The organism is Micromonospora sp. NPDC047740, from assembly GCF_043204735.1.
GTDB lineage: Bacteria > Actinomycetota > Actinomycetes > Mycobacteriales > Micromonosporaceae > Micromonospora.
Map to the genome: position 1 here is coordinate 93,876 of NZ_JBIDCT010000012.1, position 19,149 is coordinate 113,024.

Here is a 19,149-nt window from a genome sequence, read left to right on the forward strand (position 1 = left end):
CTCGGGCCCCTGTCCGTCGCTCCGTGTCGGGTTTTTCGTCTCGCCGTCAATCTTACTCTGCGCGCACGACTAAACCGCCACTCGGCACCCCTGCGCGGCGGCTGAGAACTCCGTAGCCGGCCGAATCGCGTCGTCCGCGACTCCCCCTACACACCAACGACGGCTTCCGGTCGCGGCGGGGCTTCAGGCCGGCCTTCATTCGGTCGGGGGCACCGGAGGCCGGATCGTGGCCGCCAGTCGAGCTGAAGCGTCGCTGCGCCCCGATCCAGGGTGCCATCCCATCGGTACCGGCGCGTAACCGACCGGGGGTCGCGGCGGGCCCCGCCGTGCCGTACCTTTGCGGCGCCGCCGCAGCGGTCTTGATCTTTGGCGGACGGAACCGGGACGATCGACCCGATCGGTCCGACAACGCGCTTGGTAAGAGGTGACGCCAGATGGGGCTGGACAACGTCGCGGTGCACTGGCCGCGGACCGGCCGCTTCTACGACCCGGTCGCGCCGGCCGAGTTCGTCGACTTCGGCGAGATCGTGGACCTGCCACGAATCTCCGCCCCCACCGCGGCGCTCGCCGAGTTGATCGCCAAGACCGGCACGGTACGCGCGACCGCGTACACCGAGCTGGTCGACCTGATCCTCGGCCTGGAAAATGTGCTCTACGCCACGGAGAACGCGGCCGAGGACGAGGACCCGGTGATCGACCCGGACGGCTGCTCCTGGATCGCCGACGGGCTGGAGAAGTTCGTCGCCCGGCACCGGCCGATCGGCGAGGCGGTGACCTTCGAGTCGGTGAGCGAGGTGCTCCGGTCGCTGCTGGGCGACGGCCGCCTGGCCGAGCAGCAGCTGCGCTGGCTGGACAGCCGGCTCGACCGGCTGCGCGACGAGAACGGCGACCCGCCGCAGTGGAACTTCACCTGCGCCGAGCTGGGCGTGCTCGCGGCCTTCTACCGGCGCTGCGCCGACCGCGGCTTCGCCGTCTACGCCGACGCCTGACCGACGCCTGTTCCCCTGACCGATCCCCTCCCCGGGGAGGGGATCGGTCTCGGCCGGATGTCCGCAGGTCGGCGAAGCGGCGGGGTCGGCGGCGCTCGGAAGCCGCCACCTCGGCGAGGTGGCCGTCGACCCGGGCCGCCGGACGGTCAGCCGTAAGTGTCGCGGGGTCCGCGGCCGCGGACCCGGCGCGGGCCGCGCGACCAGGACGGCGCGGCCGGGCCGTGGATGTGGAGCTTGCGCACCACGTTGTGACCGACCTCGCGGGCGATCTGCTGAAGCAGTGAGCCGGCAAGCAGCCGCAGCTGGGTCGCCCACGCCGTGGAGCGGGCCTCCACGGTCAGCTCGCCGTCCTCGAGCTTGACCGGCCGGCTGTGCTGCGCCACCTCCGGCCCGACCACGCGTTCCCAGGCGCCGAAGACCGTCGCCTCGGCCGCCGGCTGCTGCCAGCCGCGCGCCTTGACGAGCTTGTCCAGCACCGCACCGAGCGGCTGCGGGTCGCGCGGATCCGGTCCGGGACCGGAGTAACCGCGCAGCCGCCGCTCCCCGTCCCCGCGTACCGCGCTGCGCCGGCGGTTAGTGGCAGCTGCCTGCCGGCGGGCCTTCGCCGCGTCCAGCACCGCCCGGGCCAGCTCCGGCCCGGACGCCCCGGCCGGCAGATCGCCCGCAGCGCCCGACTCGACACCAGCGGCGCCGTCCGCACCGCGGCCGTCCTCGGGGGTACGCCCGCCGCGTCCCGGCCCCAGCCGGGCCGGCGGAAGCTGGACCTCATCCGACACGGCGCACCGTCCCCTCGCCCACCGCGTACCGGGTGCCGCGCAGGGCCGCCGGCACGTCCTCGTCGACCGCGCAGGTCACCAGGAGCTGGCTGGCACCGCCGACCAGCTCGGCCAGCCGCTCCCGGCGGCCGGCGTCCAGCTCGGCGAAGACATCGTCCAGCACCAGCACCGGCTCGATGCCGTCGGCGCGCAGCAGGTCGTACCCGGCGAGGCGCAGGGCCAGCGCGTAGGACCAGGACTCGCCGTGGCTGGCGTACCCCTTGGCCGGCAGCGGGCCGAGGGTGAGAGCCAGGTCGTCGCGGTGCGGGCCGACCAGCGTGGTGCCGCGTTCGATCTCCGCCGACCGGTTCTCGGTCAGCGCGGCGCGCAGCGCGTCCGCCAGCACCGTACGGTCGGTGGTCGGCTCGGTCAGCTCCACCGACGGCCGGTAGGCGATCCCCGCCGCGCCCTTGCCCGCGGCCACCGCGTCGTACGCCTTGGCCACGTGCGGGGCGAGCGCGGCGACCAGCTCCAGCCGGGCGGCGAGCAGCTCGGCCCCGTGCTGCGCCAGATGGGTGTCCCAGACCGCGAGGGTGGAGAGGTCCCCACCCCGCGACCCGCCCGTCTTGCGGGCCAGGTACGCGGTCCGCAGCAGGGCGTTGCGCTGCTTGACCACCCGCTCGTAGTCGGCGCGCACCCCGGCGTACCGGGGCTGCCGGGTGACCAGCAGGTCGTCGAGGTAGCGGCGGCGCTCGGCCGGGTCGCCGCGGACCAGCTCCAGGTCCTCGGGGGCGAACAGCACCAGCCGCAGCGCGCCCAGCACGTCCCGGGCGCGCCGGGCCGGTGACCGGCCCAGCCGAGCCCGGTTGGCCTTGCCGGGGACGATCTCCAGCTCGACCAGGAGCTCCCGGCCCTCGTGCACCACGGCGCAACGGATCACCGCCGAGGCGGCGCCCATCCGGACCAACGGGGCGTCCGTGGCGACCCGGTGCGAGTCCAGGGTCGCCACGTAGCCGAGCGCCTCGACCAGATTGGTCTTGCCGACCCCGTTGGGGCCGATCAGCACGTTCGGGCCCGGCTCCAGGTCGACGCCGACCCGCTCGTACGAGCGGAAGTCGACAAGTTCGAGCCGGCGGACGTACACAGGCGGTGGATACCGGTCAGCTGGCGCGACGGACGACGGCGTGCCCGCCGAACTGCTGGCGCAGCGCGGCGACGGCCTTCATGGCGGGCGAGTCGTCCTGGCGGGACGCGAACCGGGCGAACAGGGAGGCGGCGATGACGTTCAGCGGCACGGCCAGCCGGACCGCCTCGTCCACCGTCCAGCGGCCCTCGCCGGTGTCCTCGGTGTAGCCGCTCAGCTCGGCCAGCTCCGGGTCCTCGTCCAGCGCCCGGTCGAGCAGGTCGAGCAGCCAGGAGCGGACCACCGTGCCCTCGCGCCAGGACTTGAAGACGCCCGGCACGTTGGTCACCAGTTCCGACTTGGCCAGCAGCTCGTAGCCCTCGGCGTACGCGTGCATCAGGCCGTACTCGATGCCGTTGTGCACCATCTTGGCGTAGTGGCCGGCGCCGACCGGGCCAGCGTGCACGAAGCCGAACTCACCCGCCGGCTTGAGCGCCTCGAAAATCGGCATCAGCCGCTCGACGTGCTCCTGGGCGCCGCCGACCATCAGGGCGTACCCGTTCTGCCGGCCCCAGACGCCGCCGGAGACGCCGACGTCGACGTAGCCGATGCCCTGCTCGTTCAGGCGCTCGGCGCGCGGGGCGTCGTCGCTGAACCGGGAGTTGCCGCCGTCGATGATGATGTCGCCCTCAGCGAGGACGCCGGCGAGCTCGTCGATGGTGGCGTCGGTGACTCCGGCCGGGACCATCACCCAGACCGCACGGGGCGACTCCAGCTTCTCGGCCAGTTCCGCGAGGCTCGCGACGTCACTCAGCTCCGCGTTGCGGTCGTAGCCGACCACCTCGTGGCCGGCGGCGCGCAACCGCTCCCGCATGTTGCCGCCCATCCGGCCGAGTCCTACCAGGCCGAGCTGCATCTGCTCCTACCTCCGTACGTCTGTCTTGCTGGGGCGCGATCAGCGGGACACGCGGATCGGCATGATGAGGTACCGGTACCCCGGGATGACCTCGCCATCCTCACCCGCGGGAGAGAGGACCGCGGGCTTGAAGGCGTCGACGAACGAGAGCAGGGCGTACTGGGCGCCGAGGTTGGCCAGGCCGTCGATCAGGTACTGCGGGTTGAAGCCGATGGTGAGCGCGTCGCCGGTGAAGGTGGCCTCCATGGCCTCGCTGGCCCGGGCTTCCTCGGTGCCGCCGGCCTCCACGACCAGGCCATCGGCGCTGAAGCTCAGCAGCACCGGCGTGGTCCGCTCGGCGACCAGCGCGACCCGCTTGACCACCTCGATCAGCGTGCTGACCGGCACCCGGGCCTCGGCGTTGTGGCTGGCCGGGAAGAGCGAGCGGACCGGAGGGTAGTTGGCCCCGTCGAGCAGCCGGCTGGTGGTGCGGCGGGTGCCACCGGAGAAGCCGATCATGCCCTCGCCCGCGCCCCCCTGGGACAGCGCCATGGTCACCTGGCCGCCGAGCGGGCCGAGGGCCTTCGCGGTGTCGTGCAGGGTCCGGGCGGGCACCAGCGCGTTGAGGCTCACCTCGGGGTCGTCCGGGTTCCACTCCATCTCGCGCAGCGCGAGGCGGTAGCGGTCGGTGGCGAGCATCGCCAGGGTGCTGCCGGAGAGCTCGATGCGAACGCCGGTCATCATCGGCAGCGTCTCGTCCCGGCCGGCGGCGACCGCCACCTGGGCCACCGCGGCGGCGAAGGCGGCGGCGTCGACCGTGCCGGCGCTCTCCGGCATCTCCGGCAGGGCCGGGTAGTCCTCGACCGGCATGGTCGGCAGGGTGAAGCGGGCGCTGCCGCAGACCAGCTCCAGGTGGGCACCGACGGCGGCGATGTCCACCGGCTTGGCCGGCAGCGCCTTGGTGATCTCGGCGAGCAGGCGGCCGGAGACCAGCGCGGCGCCGTCGGCGTCGCCCTGCACCTCGACGGTGACCTGGCTGGAGACCTCGTAGTCGAAACCGGAGACCTGGAGATTGCCGTCGGTGACCCGGAGCATCACTCCGGCCAGCACCGGTACGGAGGGTCGGTTGGGCAGGCTCTTGGCGGTCCACGCGACCGCCTCGGCGAGCGCGTCGCGCTCCACTCGGAACTTCATCAATGCCTCCGCGTCGACGTCAGCGACAACTCTCTCATGCCGACCGCTGCCACCCGTCCCGCCCGACCGGCGGGTACCCCTCGCACCTTAGGTCGCGCGGGCATCGGCTGTGCGCCCGACCCCGTGGATCCAGGTGCCGGGGCGACTGCCGACGGCAGCGTTCCGGCCCGATCCACAGGAAGTCCAACGGTGATGATTGGTTTTTGTTGTTTAGAAGAGATAACTCATCGTCTTCATCGCACCTGTGCAAACTGTGGAGAACCGGCGTCCGCGCAGGTCAGACAGGTTATCCACCAGTGGTTTGGCTGTGGAGAACCAGGGGTACAACCCGTGTTCTGGTCCACAGCCCGCGCCGGCCCCCAGGTTGTCCACGGTTGTCCACCGGTTGTCCACCGCTAATCCACGGGGTTTCTCCCCAGTGTTGTGGACGGGCCGGCCCGCGTCGATCGACGTCATCCCCAGAACCTTCAACAGGCCGCCCACAGGCCGACCGTCGGCCGTGGACAACCCGGCCGTCGTCCCCAGGCGTCCACAGCGTCGTCCCCAGGAGTTGTCCACAGTCTGTGGGTAACCGCGCCGGGACGTAGCGTGGTTTTCCACCGTCTGTGGAACAGGGGGTGTGGACAACGAAGCCGTGCTGTGGACGAACACGACGCCGATCGTGGGCCCTCGACCGGGTGGACGGTCAAGTTTCCGACGTCCGCCGGCACGAAAAAGGCCCGGCCGGAAGTCCGGCCGGGCCCTGCGCCACCGTTCTGTGGCGGCGAAGGAGTCAGGTGGTCTGCTTGATCCGGTTGGTCAGCTCGGCGATCTGGTTGTAGAGCGAGCGCCGCTCCGCCATCTGCTGGCGGATTTTCCGGTCGGCGTGCATGACCGTGGTGTGGTCCCGGCCGCCGAACGCCTGCCCGATCCGCGGCAGCGACAGGTCGGTCAGCTCGCGGCACAGGTACATGGCCACCTGGCGGGCGTTGACCAGCACCCGGGAGCGGGAGTGGCCGCGCAGGTCCTCCAGGCTCACCCCGAAGTAGTCGGCGGTGGAGACCATGATCTGGTCGGCGGTGATCTCCGGGCCGGCGCCGTCCGGGATGAAGTCCCGCAGCACCTCCTCGGCGAGCGACAGCTCCACCGACGAGCGGGTGAGGCTGGCGAACGCGGTGACCCGGATCAGCGCGCCCTCCAGTTCCCGGATCGAGTTCGACACCCGCGAGGCGATGAACTCCAGCACGTCCGGCGGCGCGTAAAGGCGCTCCTGCGCCGCCTTCTTCTGCAGGATCGCGATCCGGGTCTCCAGGTCCGGCGGCTGGATGTCGGCGAGCAGCCCCCACTCGAACCGGGTCCGCAGCCGGTCCTCCAGCGTCGCCAACTGCTTCGGCGACCGGTCGGAGGTGATCACGATCTGCTTGTTGGCGTTGTGCAGGGTGTTGAAGGTGTGGAAGAACTCCTCCTGGGTCCGCTCCCGGTTCTCCAGGAACTGGATGTCGTCGATCAGGAGGATGTCCACGTCCCGGTAGCGGCGCTGGAACGCGCTGGTCTTGTCGTCGCGTAGCGAGTTGATGAAGTCGTTGGTGAACTCCTCGGTCGAGACGTACCGGACCGAGCGGGCGTTGCCCAGCGTCGTGGCGTAGTGCCCGATGGCGTGCAGCAGGTGGGTCTTGCCCAGCCCGGAGCTGCCGTAGATGAAGAGCGGGTTGTACGCCTTCGCCGGCGACTCGGCCACCGCGACGGACGCCGCGTGCGCGAAGCGGTTCGAGGAGCCGATGACGAACGTCTCGAACATGTACTTCGGGTTGAGCCGGTTGCCGCCGGTCTCCCCGCCACCGGGTAGCCGCCGGTCGGCCTGGCCGCCGGGGCGGTGGTCCGGGCCACTCCGACCCGGCCCGCTGTCGGTGGCGCCGTCCCGGGGCAGCCCGCGCAGCGGTGTGTCGGCCGGGCCGGGGTGCTCCCGGTAGCGGGGCTCGTACCCGCCGGCGTCGGGAGCCGGGGGCTCGACCCGGGACCGCTCGTCGAAGCCGCGGCGCTCGGGGGCGCGCATCGGCTCGGTGAAGGCCGTGCTGAACAGGGTGTCCTGACCGTCCCGGCTGGCCGGGATCAGGTGCGGCCGGCCGCCGTCGGGTGTGCGCTGCCGCGGCGCCGGCTCCTCGATCGGGAGGTCGGCCGGCTCATCGGCGTACGGCGGGGCCTCGGGCCGGCCCGGGTAGCCGAGCTCGGGGAAACCGGGTGCCTCGACCGGCGGGCCGGGCTCGAGGCCGGCGAGCAGGTCCAGCGGGACGTCGCGGTCCGCCGGTTCGGGACCGGTGCGGTAGACGGTGCCGGCCGCACGGCTGCCCGCCTCCTCGGCGACCCGCACGGTGACGGCCACCTGGATGGGCCGGCCGAGCCGCCGGCTGAGGGCCTCGGTGATCGCCGGGCGCAGCCGCGACTCGATCACGTCCCGGGTGAAGGCGTCCGGTACCGAGAGCAGGGCGGTGTCCTCGACGATCGCCCGCAGCCGGGTGAGCCGGAGGTACGCCCGTTGCTGCGCGGAGATGATCTCGTCGGCGAGTTCCTCGGTCGTCGCCGTCCACACCGCGGCAAGGTCGGTCGCTCCGGTCACCGTCGTGCCACCCCCTCGCCTCTGCTCCCGACCACCGCTGCTGTCCATCGGCAGTCCCGGCCCGCCACCGCGTACGCGCGGGCGTACGCCACGCCCACCCGGACGGCTGACCGGTCGTCATCCACAAGTTATCCACAGCCTGTGTGTACCGACCGATTGTGGCCGCCCACCGGACGCGGGTCGGACCTGCCCCCCTGGTTCCCGGGAGGCGCTGAAGCGGGTTCACCGTGCCGAACGATTCACTACCTTGTCCGGTCTTGCCGATCAGCGACAACCCGGAGCCCGACGCTGACCGCAATCGGGCACGCTAACAGCGGGGACCCCGCGCGTTCAACCGTCGACACCGTGGCAGCCTTGTCAACATCCGCGAAAACCGCCCCTTCGGTCGCGCTCCCAAGGGCGGCCGGGGTGGGAGTGTGTGATGTTTGACGGCTATTGCCCCCCTGCGTAGGCTGGAGCGGCTGCTCTCTCGCCCTCTGCTAGGGTGATGGGTGCTTGCTGTCCGCGGTCGCTTCCCCGTATCGCCGAGGTCCCGCGTCGCCGGGCAGCACCGATCGGAGGTCACCGGGAAGGTGGCCTGGACCACCACACGACCCCGGGCGATCCCCCGCGCGGGGCGTACGACAACGGAGAGCCTGACGTGAGCAAGCGCACCTACCAGCCGAACAACCGCCGGCGCGCGAAGACCCACGGCTTCCGGCTGCGCATGCGCACCCGTGCCGGCCGCGCCATCATCTCGACCCGTCGCGCCAAGGGCCGCGCCCGCCTGGCGGCCTGAGGCCGACCGGTCCGGTCCGGGGACGTGGGCAGAGGTGCTGGCCGCCGCGCAGCGACTGCGGCGCAGTAGCGACTTCGCCGCAGCGGTCCGGGGTGGCCGACGCGTCGGCCGTGGTGCCGTCGTGGTGCACCTGACCCTCCCCGAGCAGACCGGACCCACCGCGACAACCTCGCCGGAGCCGGCGCGGGCCAGCGGTGCGGAATCCACCGCACCGAGCCGCGCCGGCTTCGTCGTGTCCAAGGCGGTCGGTAACGCGGTGGTCCGCAACAAGGTCCGACGCCGGCTGCGGCACCTGGTCCGCGAGCGCCTGGCGGACCTGCCGGCCGGTGCCACGCTGGTGGTACGCGCACTGCCTCAGGCCGCCGACGTGTCGTACGCCCGGCTGGGGGCCGACCTTGACGCCGCCGTCGCCGCCGCGCGTACCCCCCGGGGTCGGCGGGCCCGGTGAGCGGCGGGAACGCCGCGCCGCGGCCGACGACTAGCGGTGCCCGCATGCTGCTGGTGCCCATCATCGCGTACCGTCGGTGGATAAGTCCGGCACTGCCGGCCCGCTGCCGGTTCTACCCGTCGTGCAGTGCCTACGCCGTCGAGGCGGTCTCCCGGCACGGCGCACTGCGGGGAGCCTGGTTGACGGTCCGGCGGCTGTCGCGCTGCCACCCCTTCCACCCTGGTGGACACGACCCGGTGCCGGAGCCGGGCGACCGCCGCCGTGCCGACGTGACTGGAGCCTGAGTGTTTAGCCTCGACTGGGTCTACTACGCCATTTCGTGGATCCTGCTGACCTGGCACTCGGCCTGGGACGCCATCGTTCCGGCCGAGGCGGTGATCGGGACGAACTGGCCCTGGATCCTCGCCATCGTCTTCCTGGTGGTGACGGTCCGGGTGATCCTCTTCCCGGTCTTCGTCAAGCAGATCAAGTCGCAGCGGGCGATGCAGGCGCTCCAGCCCAGGGTCAAGGAGCTCCAGGAGAAGCACAAGGGTGACCGGGAGACGCTCCAGAAGGAGATGATGGAGCTCTACCGGAAGGAAAAGGCCAACCCGCTGATGGGCTGCCTTCCGATGTTTCTCCAGATTCCGGTCTTCCTGGGCCTCTTCCACGTGCTGCGGCGCCTCGACCCCAACAAGCAGGCCAAGACGCTCTACGGCTGGACGGTCGACCAGTTCGAGAGCGCCTCGCACGCCAAGCTCTTCACCGCCCCGATCTCCGGCAAGTTCGGCTCCACCCCGGCCGAGCTGGCCAGCCTTGGTGCGAACGGTCACACGGTGAAGCTGATCGCCGGCGTCCTGGTGCTGATCATGATCGCCACAACGTACCTCACCAGCCGTCAGATGATCCTCAAGACCGGCTGGGCGGAGGACCCGCAGCAGCGGATGGTTCAGCGGCTGATGCTCTACGGCATCCCGGTGTCGCTGCTGGTGTCCGGCGCGATCTTCCCGATCGGTGTGATCATCTACTGGGTCACCAACAACCTCTTCACCCTCGGCCAGCAGCAGTGGGTGCTGCGGAAGTTCCCCCCGCCGCCCACCGCGAAGACCGGCGCTGCGGCCCGCACCACGGCCCAGCCGGCCAAGACCGGTGGCCTGCTCGGCCGCAAGGCCCAGCCGGCGGTGAAGGCCCCGGCGACCGCGCCCAAGGTGGCCGGCCCTAAGCCCGGCGCCAAGCCGGCCAACCCGAAGAAGAACCGCCCCGCCAAGCGGCAGGGCTGAGCCTCCGGGCCGCCACCGGGATCCCGGTGGCGGCCCGTTCCGGCCCCCGAGCTGCCGCCGTACGGTCGGCGCCGGGCCGGAACCGCCGCGCGGAGCGCGGTCACGGGCGAAACTGGCCCGTACAGACGTGCCCGAGGGCATCGGCGAACCCCGCGCCGCCCCGGGAGACCAGCGGACCCGACGGTCCGGCCGAGCGAGTACGGAGATGAGACCGTGACCGACACCAGCATCCCCAGCGCCGAGCAGTCCCTGGACGAGGAGACCGTGCCCACCGAGGAGGCCGAGGAGACCGAGGCCGAGTCGGCGGCCGCGGAGAAGAAGGCCCCGGCCGACAGCGACCTGTTCCGGCAGAGCGAGATCGCGGCGGACTACGTCGAGGGTCTGCTCGACATCCTCGACTACGACGGCGACATCGACGAGCTGGTCTCCGGCGGCCGTCCGGTCGTCGAGGTGGTCGGCGGCCGCCTGCAGAACCTGATCGGTCAGCGCGGCGCCACCCTGGAGGCGCTCCAGGAGCTGGCCCGGCTGGCGGTGTTCCGGCAGACCGGTTCGCCCAGCCGCCTGCTGCTCGACGTCGGCGGCTACCGGGCCGCCCGGCGCAAGGAACTCGCCGCCGTCGCGAAGAACGCGGTGGAGAAGGTCAAGGAGTACGGCGAGCCGGTGCGCCTGGAGCCGATGTCCGCGTTCGAGCGCAAGTGCGTGCACGACGTGGTGAACGCGATGAGCGGCGTGGAGAGCGAGTCCGAGGGCGTCGAGCCGAACCGCCGCATCGTTGTCCGGCCGGCGGCGGACTGACGGGGTGACCCACGACGAGACGACGGCGGGTGCCGTGGCCGGCCCGGGTGGTACGCCGCCCGGGCCGTCGCCTGTCCGGCCCGACCCGACGGTCGACCCGATCTTCTCCGACGACCACGCCGCCTCCCCGGCCCGGCCGTCGTTCACCGGCACGCCGTCGGCCGCGGACCCCACCTTCTCCGGTGGCGGACCTGCTGACGAGCCTTCGATTCCGGTCGATTCCTCGGATGCCGTGACTCCGGCCTTCTCGACCGAACCGGTGGCGGAAGAGGAAACGGCCCCGGCGGCGCCGGTGGGTGCCGTCGAACCGGTGTTCGCCGAGCCGGCGACGCCTTCCCTTCCAGAGGGCGGTAACGGTGAGGGGACGCCGTCCCCGGGCACGGCGACGCTGCCGCCCGAGCTGGCGGCGGCCGCCCGCACCCTCTTCGGCGACCGACTCGACCTGGCTGCCGCGTACGCCGAACTGCTCGCGACGGACGGCGTGGTGCGCGGCCTGATCGGCCCCCGCGAGACGCCGCGGCTCTGGGAGCGGCACCTGCTCAACTGCGCGGCGATGGCGGAGCGGATTCCGGAGGGCGCGAGCCTGATTGACGTCGGCTCCGGCGCCGGACTGCCCGGCCTGGTCCTGGCGATCGCCCGTCCCGACCTCACCGTCACGCTGGTCGAGCCACTCGCCCGACGGACCGCGTTCCTGATCGAAGCGGTGCAGCAGCTCGGCCTGACCGCATCGGTCCGGGTCTTCCGGGGCCGGGCGGAGGAGGCGGCGGCCGGGTCCCGGGACGTCGCCGCGCTCAGCGCGGACATCGTGACCGCGCGGGCGGTGGCCGCGCTGGACCGGCTCGCCGCGTGGTGCCTGCCGCTCACGGCGCCGGGCGGCCGGCTGGTGGCACTCAAGGGGGCCTCCGCCGCCGAGGAGATCGCCGAGCACGCCGACGCGGTCGCCCGGCTCGGCGGTGGCGAGCCGGAGCTGCACCGGTGCGGTGTGGGCGTGATCGACCCGCCGGCCACGGTGATCGAGGTGGTGCGGGAGCGAGTGGTCGGCTCGGTCCGTAAGAAGGGCCCCAAGCGCTCGCGCGGCGGCCGCCGCCGTGGTGGGCACGGCCGGGATCGCTGACGCCGATTTTGCCGTTGCCGCGACGCGAGATGGCCGACCGATCCGAACCCGACGTGGACCGGCTGCGCCCGTCGGCCGTAGGCTGGCCGCGCGTCGATAATGTGGAACGGCGGTGCCGGGTGGCACCGAACCCGACGTTCCCGCCGGGCCGTAGGCCGCGCCGCGAGCGCGGGGGCCTGATTGACGGGGTGCGGACCGACCATCCGGAGCGGGCAGGGATGACAGGTGCATGACGACGGCAGGTACGAAGATCCACGGGTGACCGGGCCAGGAGGACGACCCTCTGCCGCCGACCCCGTTTCACGTGAAACCGACTACCCGGGCTGGCCGGCGAGTGGCGAGTCCCACGACCCGTCCACGCGCCCGCCGGACGTCGACCCGGAGGCACGCCGGGACGTACCGGCCGGAGCAGGCACCCGGCCCCCCTCGGCGGTGCCGGCGAACGTGCCGCCGACCCGGGATCCACACGAGCCGACCGGGCACCCCGTGAACGCCCCCAGCTCGCGTCCCACCCCGGTACGCGGCAACGCGGCCGTTCCGGGGCGCTACGAGCCGCAGCCGCCGGTCTCGGCGGTGCCGCAGCAGCTCACTCCGCAGAGCGCACCGGATGTCGCGGCCGACACGCCACCGGCCGCCGCCTACGGTGCCGAAGTCGCCGACAGCACGTACGTTTCAGGTGAAACCCCGACGCGCGAAGAGGATGATCCACCGTTGGCTATGGAGGCTATGCGCGCCGTGCAGATCCTGAATCCCAGTGGCGAGGTGACCATGCCTCGGCCCGAACGGACCCGGGTGATGTGCGTCGCCAACCAGAAGGGCGGCGTGGGGAAGACCACGACCACGGTGAACCTGGCGGTGGCGCTCGCCCTGCACGGCAACCGGGTCCTGGTGGTCGACCTCGACCCGCAGGGCAACGCCTCCACCGGGCTCAACGTCCCGCACCACACCGGCGTCCCCGACGTGTACGACTGCCTCATCGAGGGCGTGCCCCTGGCGGACGTCGCCCAGACGGTCGAGGGCATCCCGAACCTGTGGTGCGTACCGGCCACCATCGACCTGGCCGGCGCCGAGATCGAGCTGGTTTCGGTCGTCGCCCGGGAGTCCCGGCTGGCCCGCGCCATCGCCGCGTACCCGGGGCACTTCGACTACGTGTTCATCGACTGCCCGCCCTCGCTCGGTCTGCTGACCGTCAACGCGCTGGTCGCCGCGCAGGAGGTGCTGATTCCGATCCAGTGCGAGTACTACGCGCTGGAGGGCCTCAACCAGCTGATCAACAACATCAACCTGGTCCGCCAGCACCTCAACCCGCGACTCGAGGTCTCCACCATCCTGCTCACCATGTACGACCGGCGTACCCGGCTGGCCGACGCGGTGGAGCAGGACGTCCGGAACCACTTCGGGGACAAGGTGCTCCAGGCCGTGATCCCCCGGAACGTCCGGGTCTCCGAGGCCCCCAGCTACGGGCAGTCGGTGATGACCTACGATCCCGGTTCCCGCGGGGCCACGAGCTACTTCGAGGCCGCCCAGGAGATCGCCGAGCGAGGCGTCAAGGAGCCGGTGAGCCGGAATGCGTAGTGCGAAGAAGTCGCTGGGAGGCGTCGCATGAAGAACCGTCCTCGCGGCGGTCTGGGCCGAGGGCTGGGTGCCCTCATCCCCACCGGGCCGGTGCCGGGCAGCAGCCCGACGGTCGCCGAGCCCGAAAGTACGGCGGCTGCGCCGGTACCGCCCCCCGCCGTGGCGGGCGCCGCCGCTGCCGTCCTCGGGGCGGCGGCAGCGGTCGAGGAGTCCGAGCCGCAGCTGAGCCCGGTGCCGGGAGCCCGCTTCGCCGAGATCCCGGTCGACGCCATCGTGCCGAACCCCAAGCAGCCCCGGCAGGTCTTCGACGAGGAGGCCCTGGAAGAGCTGAAGACCTCGATCCAGGAGGTGGGGTTCCTCCAGCCGATCGTCGTACGCCAGCTCGACGGCGAGAAGTACGAACTCGTCATGGGCGAGCGGCGCTGGCGGGCGGCCCAGGCGGTGGGCCGGGAGAGCATCCCCGCCATCGTCCGGGACACCAAGGACGATGCGATGCTCAGGGACGCGCTGCTGGAGAACATCCACCGGGCCAACCTGAACCCGCTGGAGGAGGCGGCCGCGTACCAGCAGCTCCTTGAGGAGTTCGGGGCCACCCACGAGGAGTTGGCCCGCCGGATCGGCCGGAGTCGGCCGCAAATCTCGAACACCATCCGGCTGATGAACCTGCCCGCTCAGGTGCAGCGCCGGGTTGCCGCCGGGGTGCTCTCGGCCGGCCACGCTCGGGCGCTCCTCAGCCTCGACGACGCCGAGGCCCAGGAACAGCTCGCCAAGCGGATCGTCGCCGAGGGCATCTCCGTACGCGCCACCGAGGAAATGGTGGCCCTCGCGCTCGCCGACGGGCCGGCGAAGACGTCGACCGCGAAGCGCCGGCCGAAGCCGCACGCGCCGGCGCTGACGGACCTCGCGGACCGGCTCTCCGACCGGTTCGACACCCGGGTGAAGGTCGACATCGGCCGCAACAAGGGCAAGATCACGATCGAGTTCGCCACGGTCGACGACCTGGAGCGGATCGTCGGGATCATCGGAGTGGGCCAGGAGGAACAGCCAGGCGAGTGAGCACCAGCTCGTCGGTTTCGGCCGCGTCGTCCCTGTGGCGGCGCGGCCGACTTGTCTGGGGGCTGCGACTGCTCGTCGAGGTCGCCGGAGAGTGGTCCGTTGACGCCGATGGCCCCGGCGGCCTGCGCCGCGTCCCGCCGTCCGGCGACACCGGCACCGCCCGGCGCCGGGACGGGCGAGCCTGTGGCGGGATACGGGAAGGCGGACTGGCTGTTGCCGGGACGCCTCGGTTGCCGCCGCTCGGTTGCCGCGGCTCGGTTGGCTGGCGCCGGAATGCAGACGACCCCGCTCTGCGGCCCGCCTGCCGCCAATTCCGGCATGGAGGTGCCCTCTACTGGCCCGCTGCCCTGCCGTTGTGCTCACGGGCCTCTGGGAGGCTCGGACGGCGAGGTAGCGGGCCCTCGGCGGTCCGCGTGAAGGACTCGAGCCGGGTGATCTCGCAGAGTTGCTCGCCGCGATCCACAGCGTGGCCGACGGCGGGGCGCACACCTCCGGGTCGGTGGATCGACAGGCGGCCTCGTCGAGGAGCCGCGGTCGCTCTGGCGCTTCTAGTCCATCGTGGGGACCGCCGACGCTTGCGGCCGACGCTTCACGTGGAGCGGTGGCGAGGAGAGGCTGCTGGGGGTTACCGAGGTTGTCGGCGGTTTGGGTAGGCCGGCTGCTCAGCGGGCACACCGGCATCCTCGGCCGGAGCATCGCGGGTTTCACGTGAAACGGCACCGGCGGAGCGGATTGGCGCATGGCCGGTAGCGCGGTGCGCGGCGACGTGCCAGTCGCGACGCCGGCGTGGGCGGTCCGACGTGGGTGGTGGTTGCGGGGTTGGCCGTTGGGGTTGCGCCGGGGCGCGCGCCTCGGCTCCGAAGCCGGCCGTGTGCCGGGCCGGCTGCGCCGGTAGGACGTAGGGCGCTTCGGGTCCATCCCCGCACTCGCTGGTTTCACGTGAAACGAGGCCGCTCGTCCGGGCGATGGCAGAACCTGGTCCTTGGCGCTCGCCGCCATGTGACCGATTGCAGGTCGCTCGCTGGCCGGACTTTGGGTCGTCGCCAGCACCGCACTAGGGCCTGCCTTCTGCCTGCCTCCGTGACGTGACGCGCGGCGCTCTAACGTGGCTCTGGGCCCAACTTACTGTCAGTGCCCGCGACGCTTTCTTCGGCGGCCCGGTCCCCGCCTTGCCGTCCCTGCCCAAGAGGGCACGGGCGGAGCGAGGAACAGAGCCACGCCGGCAGGCCGGCCGTTTCACGTGAAACAGGCGAGCCAGCGGGAGGAGTAACCGGCGCGTTTCAGAGCAACGAGCAGCGGTCGCCGGCGTCGGCACGGGCGGAGCCCACCAGGGGTCGACTCAGGCCGGACATGGTGGCGGCGGTGCCAAGGACCTGCCGTCAACGGCTGCCGCGCGCGTCGCCGCCGGCGGCCGGCGGTCAGCAGTCAGCTGGCTTCCTCGGCCGCCTCGACAGTTGCACCACTGACCCGGACCCGACGTTGCGCGAACCGCCGACCGGGCCGCAGTGCAAAGCCGCATCGCGCGCTCGCGAGCGCAACCGGCACTCCGCCCCTGTGTGGCGGAGGGGAAGACGTGGTTCCGCTGGCCGGGGAAGTCCGACCTCGCGGGCGTGAACACCCATGCCCGCCCGGCGGCCTTCCGGGGCGCCGGACCTGACCCCGGCGACGACCCCGGCTCGGGCTGGGTTGGAGTGCAGCCGAATCGCCCGTCGGCGACACCGTTGGTCGTCCTCCGGCCGTCCGCACCCTTGGTCGTACTCCGGCCGTCCGCACCGTTGGTCCTCCGGCCGTCCGCACCCTTGGTCGTCCTCCGGCCGTCCGCATCGTTGGTCTACCTCCGGCCGGCCGCGCCCGGGGTCCCCACCGCCGAGGCGTGCCGTCACCGGCGCGCCCCCCGACGGGCGGGACCGGCCGTGGCCGTGGCGGTCGTGGCAGCACCATCGCCCGCACGGCGGCCCCCATGGAGTGCGGCGGCCCCGGCGAGTCGGGAGGCGGCTGATGCCCCGATCGGGGGGTATGGGCTGGCCGACGGGCGGTGTCGGACGACGAAGGGCCGCTGGCGCACCCCGTTGAGGGCCTCCACGGCGACGCCCCGGTGGCCCACCTCACCATCGCCAACCGGCCCGGCGGCACGGTATGCGGGTGCCCATCGCGATCCGGCCGGATTGGCCGAGGCCGAGCCAACGCACGCTGCCGAAGCCGACCGCGCTTCACCGGCGTCCGGAGCTAGGGCACCATGTGACGCCGCCCGGCGAACCGGTGCCGCCTCAGCCCTGCGGGCGGGGCAGATGCAACGCCCAGGGGCATCCGAGGCGGAGCGCCGTCGGCCGGGTTCGCGGCTGGGACAGAACCGCCTCCGGGGGCGAGGCGCGGCAGGGCGGGAGGCAGCCTCGGGAAGTCAAGCCGAGCATCTGGTCAGGGCCGAACCAGGGCAGCCCGGCCCTGGAACCAAACGAGCGAGGCCGATGCCCATCGGCCCGTCGCTCGTTAGGTAGGAAGGCCCGGCCATGGGGTGAACATCCGGTGGACAACCAGCCTCGATCCCCGGTGGGTTATCCACAGTCGTTGTCCACAGGGTGCCCTCGTTTCACGTGAAACAGCGCTGCGAAAGCCGTGTTGAGCTGTGGATGACGCGGTGTGGTGGTGAGCTCAGCGGCCTGTGGACAACGCGGTGGACAAACATCGCGGTGGCCGACGACGGACGCTCGTCAACCGACGAAACGGGTAGGGACAGGCGTCGCCGACTCGGTTAGGGTCAGCCTCGTGCAGGACACCCCTCCCTCAGTGCCGGACTTCACCCAGTGGCCCTCCTTCCCCTTCGAGGGCGACCTCCGTGTCAAGCAGCTCGACGATCCGGTACCGGTCGAACCGCCCCGCCGGGGCGAGGGAAACCGGGAATGCACCGCCTGCAACGCCCCGGACGAGGCGTACATCTGGGTCGGTGAGCGGTGGCGGGTGCGCGCGATGGACCGACCCACCGGCCTGCCGATGGTGTTGATCCTGGAGTCCCGCTCCCATCTCGATCTCGGCGACCTGCCGAACCTGCTCGCCGCCGAGCTGGGCGTGATGACCGTCCGCCTGGAGCGGGCCATCCGCTCGCTGGACGGCGTCGCCCGGGTACACGTCAACCGCTGGGGCGACGGCTCGGCGCACCTGCACATGTGGTTCCTGGCGCGGCCGTACGGGCGCCTGCAACTGCGCGGCACGTTCCTCTCCCTGTGGGACTCGATCCTGCCCCCGATCGCCGAGTCGCAGTGGCGGGAGAATCTGGCCCTGGTCGCCGCGTGGCTGGCCGAGTTCGGCGGCCGCCCGCTCGCCGAGCCGCCCCGCATCCAGTGGCAGGCTCCGTCGAGCCTCTCCTCGCCGTCCCCGGAGCGGGTGACGGCTGAGGAGGAGGAGAGCGTGTCGGTGATCGAGGCGGCGGAGGAGATCCCGGAGCCGGAGAGCGACCCGGCCGCGAGCACCGAGCTGGAGCGCGAGCAAGCGGCAGCGGGCAAGGAGCAGGCGGGCAAGGAGCAGGCGGGCAAGGAGCCGGCGGGCAAGGAGCCCGCCGGTTGAGCGACCGAGCGGGCGATTTACGGGCGACGGGCGGCGGCCCGGGTGACCAGTGCGCCGAGCACCCGCCCGAAGTCCAGCCCGGCGGCCTGGATGGCCAGCGGCAGCAGCGAGGTCTCGGTCATCCCCGGGGAGACGTTGACCTCCAGCACGTGCGGTTGGCCGTCCGCGTCGACGATCAGATCGACCCGGGAGAGGTCGCGCAGGCCGAGTGCGCCGTGGGCGGCGAGCGCCACCTCGGCCACCCGCTCGGTCGTCTCCCGGTCCAATCGGGCGGGTGCGTGCCAGGTGGTCCGGCCGGCGGTGTAGCGGGCGGCGTAGTCGTACACGCCGTTGCGCGGCACGATCTCGACCGGAGGCAGCGCCTGCGGTCCCTCGCCTAGGTCCACCACCGAGACCGCCACGTCCATCCCGGGCACGTAGCGCTCCACCAGCGCGGTCTGGTCGTACGCGAAGCAACCGACCATGGCGGCCGGCAGCGACGCGGCGTCCCGGACCACCGCGGCGCCCAGTCCGGAGCCACCCTGCGCCGGCTTGATCATCAGCGGCAGGCCGAGCCGGTCGGCGATCCGGTCCAGCACGGCCACCGCGCCCAGCTCGGAGAAGCGGTCGTGCGGCAGGGCCACCCAGTCGGGGGTGGGGATGCCGGCCTCGCGCAGCACGGCCTTGGCCGACGGCTTGTCCCAGGCGAGCCGGGAGGCCCGGGCGTCGCAGCCGACGTAGGGCACGCCGCACAGGTCGAGCACCCCGCGCAGCGAGCCGTCCTCGCCGGTGGCGCCGTGCAGTGCGATCACCACGGCATCCGGTGGGTCGGCGGCCAGGGCGGGCAACAGGGCCACGTCCGCGTCCCGCAGTTCGGCCTCCACACCGACCGCCCGCAGCGCGTCGAGCACGCGCCGGCCGGATCGCAGGGAGACGTCCCGCTCGTACGAGAGTCCACCGGCGAGCACCAGCACGTGCAGCTCGTCGGTGACGGCGGATTCGGTCACGGAAGTGTGCTCGGCAGGGCTGAGGGCCATG

At 72.3% G+C, this 19,149-nt stretch carries 16 protein-coding genes; 10 read left to right on the forward strand and 6 right to left on the reverse strand.

The genetic code is table 11. From position 1 onward, the window contains the following. Window positions 1-434: 434 nt before the first annotated feature. Entirely contained in the window at window positions 435-989 is a 555-nt protein-coding gene (locus ACGF4F_RS22675; protein ID WP_357434430.1) for a hypothetical protein, read from the forward strand. A 146-nt stretch (window positions 990-1,135) separates the two neighbouring features. Here ACGF4F_RS22675 and ACGF4F_RS22680 read toward each other — a convergent pair whose 3' ends face one another. From ACGF4F_RS22680 to dnaA, 5 genes are all read right to left on the reverse strand, one after another. Beyond that, window positions 1,136-1,732, reverse strand: coding sequence for a DUF721 domain-containing protein (locus ACGF4F_RS22680; RefSeq protein ID WP_393080242.1), 597 nt, complete (start codon window positions 1,730-1,732; stop codon window positions 1,136-1,138). Between the two features lie 22 nt (window positions 1,733-1,754). Further along, complete coding sequence (gene recF / locus ACGF4F_RS22685; RefSeq protein ID WP_357434429.1) at window positions 1,755-2,888, reverse strand: DNA replication/repair protein RecF; 1,134 nt, start codon at window positions 2,886-2,888, stop codon at window positions 1,755-1,757. A gap of 16 nt (window positions 2,889-2,904) precedes the next feature. Next, a complete protein-coding gene (gene gnd, locus ACGF4F_RS22690; RefSeq protein ID WP_393080002.1) occupies window positions 2,905-3,783 on the reverse strand; it encodes a phosphogluconate dehydrogenase (NAD(+)-dependent, decarboxylating) in 879 nt (292 codons plus the stop codon). A gap of 39 nt (window positions 3,784-3,822) precedes the next feature. Continuing rightward, a complete protein-coding gene (gene dnaN, locus ACGF4F_RS22695; protein ID WP_357434427.1) occupies window positions 3,823-4,956 on the reverse strand; it encodes a DNA polymerase III subunit beta in 1,134 nt (377 codons plus the stop codon). Window positions 4,957-5,728: 772 nt separating this feature from the next. Beyond that, window positions 5,729-7,549 (reverse strand): chromosomal replication initiator protein DnaA, encoded by a 1,821-nt coding sequence (gene dnaA / locus ACGF4F_RS22700; RefSeq protein WP_393080005.1) that lies wholly within the window; start codon window positions 7,547-7,549, stop codon window positions 5,729-5,731. A 640-nt stretch (window positions 7,550-8,189) separates the two neighbouring features. Between dnaA and rpmH the strand changes: the two genes are divergently transcribed. From rpmH to ACGF4F_RS22745, 9 genes are all read left to right on the forward strand, one after another. Continuing rightward, on the forward strand, window positions 8,190-8,327 hold the full coding sequence (rpmH, locus tag ACGF4F_RS22705; RefSeq protein ID WP_073836962.1) for a 50S ribosomal protein L34: 138 nt from the start codon (window positions 8,190-8,192) through the stop codon (window positions 8,325-8,327). A 34-nt stretch (window positions 8,328-8,361) separates the two neighbouring features. Beyond that, window positions 8,362-8,775 carry a ribonuclease P protein component gene (gene rnpA / locus ACGF4F_RS22710; protein WP_357434425.1) on the forward strand — a complete coding sequence of 138 codons (414 nt, stop codon included), beginning with the start codon at window positions 8,362-8,364 and terminating at the stop codon, window positions 8,773-8,775. 44 nt (window positions 8,776-8,819) lie between these two features. After that, complete coding sequence (gene yidD / locus ACGF4F_RS22715; protein WP_222870422.1) at window positions 8,820-9,059, forward strand: membrane protein insertion efficiency factor YidD; 240 nt, start codon at window positions 8,820-8,822, stop codon at window positions 9,057-9,059. Further along, entirely contained in the window at window positions 9,060-10,034 is a 975-nt protein-coding gene (gene yidC, locus ACGF4F_RS22720; protein WP_357434424.1) for a membrane protein insertase YidC, read from the forward strand. 213 nt (window positions 10,035-10,247) lie between these two features. Next, window positions 10,248-10,829 carry a R3H domain-containing nucleic acid-binding protein gene (locus tag ACGF4F_RS22725; protein ID WP_357434423.1) on the forward strand — a complete coding sequence of 194 codons (582 nt, stop codon included), beginning with the start codon at window positions 10,248-10,250 and terminating at the stop codon, window positions 10,827-10,829. A 388-nt stretch (window positions 10,830-11,217) separates the two neighbouring features. Continuing rightward, a complete protein-coding gene (gene rsmG, locus ACGF4F_RS22730; RefSeq protein WP_357434764.1) occupies window positions 11,218-11,943 on the forward strand; it encodes a 16S rRNA (guanine(527)-N(7))-methyltransferase RsmG in 726 nt (241 codons plus the stop codon). Between the two features lie 225 nt (window positions 11,944-12,168). Then, entirely contained in the window at window positions 12,169-13,518 is a 1,350-nt protein-coding gene (locus ACGF4F_RS22735) for an AAA family ATPase (RefSeq protein ID WP_393080012.1), read from the forward strand. Window positions 13,519-13,545: 27 nt separating this feature from the next. Continuing rightward, on the forward strand, window positions 13,546-14,574 hold the full coding sequence (locus tag ACGF4F_RS22740; protein WP_357434421.1) for a ParB/RepB/Spo0J family partition protein: 1,029 nt from the start codon (window positions 13,546-13,548) through the stop codon (window positions 14,572-14,574). Between the two features lie 2,763 nt (window positions 14,575-17,337). Beyond that, window positions 17,338-18,132: a hypothetical protein gene (locus ACGF4F_RS22745; protein WP_393080016.1), complete on the forward strand. Its 795-nt coding sequence runs from the start codon at window positions 17,338-17,340 to the stop codon at window positions 18,130-18,132. Window positions 18,133-18,149: 17 nt separating this feature from the next. Here ACGF4F_RS22745 and ACGF4F_RS22750 read toward each other — a convergent pair whose 3' ends face one another. Beyond that, complete coding sequence (locus ACGF4F_RS22750; protein WP_357434420.1) at window positions 18,150-19,148, reverse strand: D-alanine--D-alanine ligase; 999 nt, start codon at window positions 19,146-19,148, stop codon at window positions 18,150-18,152. Window position 19,149: the final 1 nt, after the last annotated feature.

Bases quoted from the DNA above. Each gene is read 5' to 3' on its own strand.
- ACGF4F_RS22750 (WP_357434420.1), bottom strand. From the start codon at position 19,148: ATGGCCCTCAGCCCTGCCGAGCACACTTCCGTGACCGAATCCGCCGTC.
- ACGF4F_RS22740 (WP_357434421.1), top strand. From the start codon at position 13,546: ATGAAGAACCGTCCTCGCGGCGGTCTGGGCCGAGGGCTGGGTGCCCTC.
- gnd (WP_393080002.1), bottom strand. From the start codon at position 3,783: ATGCAGCTCGGCCTGGTAGGACTCGGCCGGATGGGCGGCAACATGCGG.
- dnaN (WP_357434427.1), bottom strand. From the start codon at position 4,956: ATGAAGTTCCGAGTGGAGCGCGACGCGCTCGCCGAGGCGGTCGCGTGG.
- yidD (WP_222870422.1), top strand. From the start codon at position 8,820: ATGCTGCTGGTGCCCATCATCGCGTACCGTCGGTGGATAAGTCCGGCA.
- ACGF4F_RS22675 (WP_357434430.1), top strand. From the start codon at position 435: ATGGGGCTGGACAACGTCGCGGTGCACTGGCCGCGGACCGGCCGCTTC.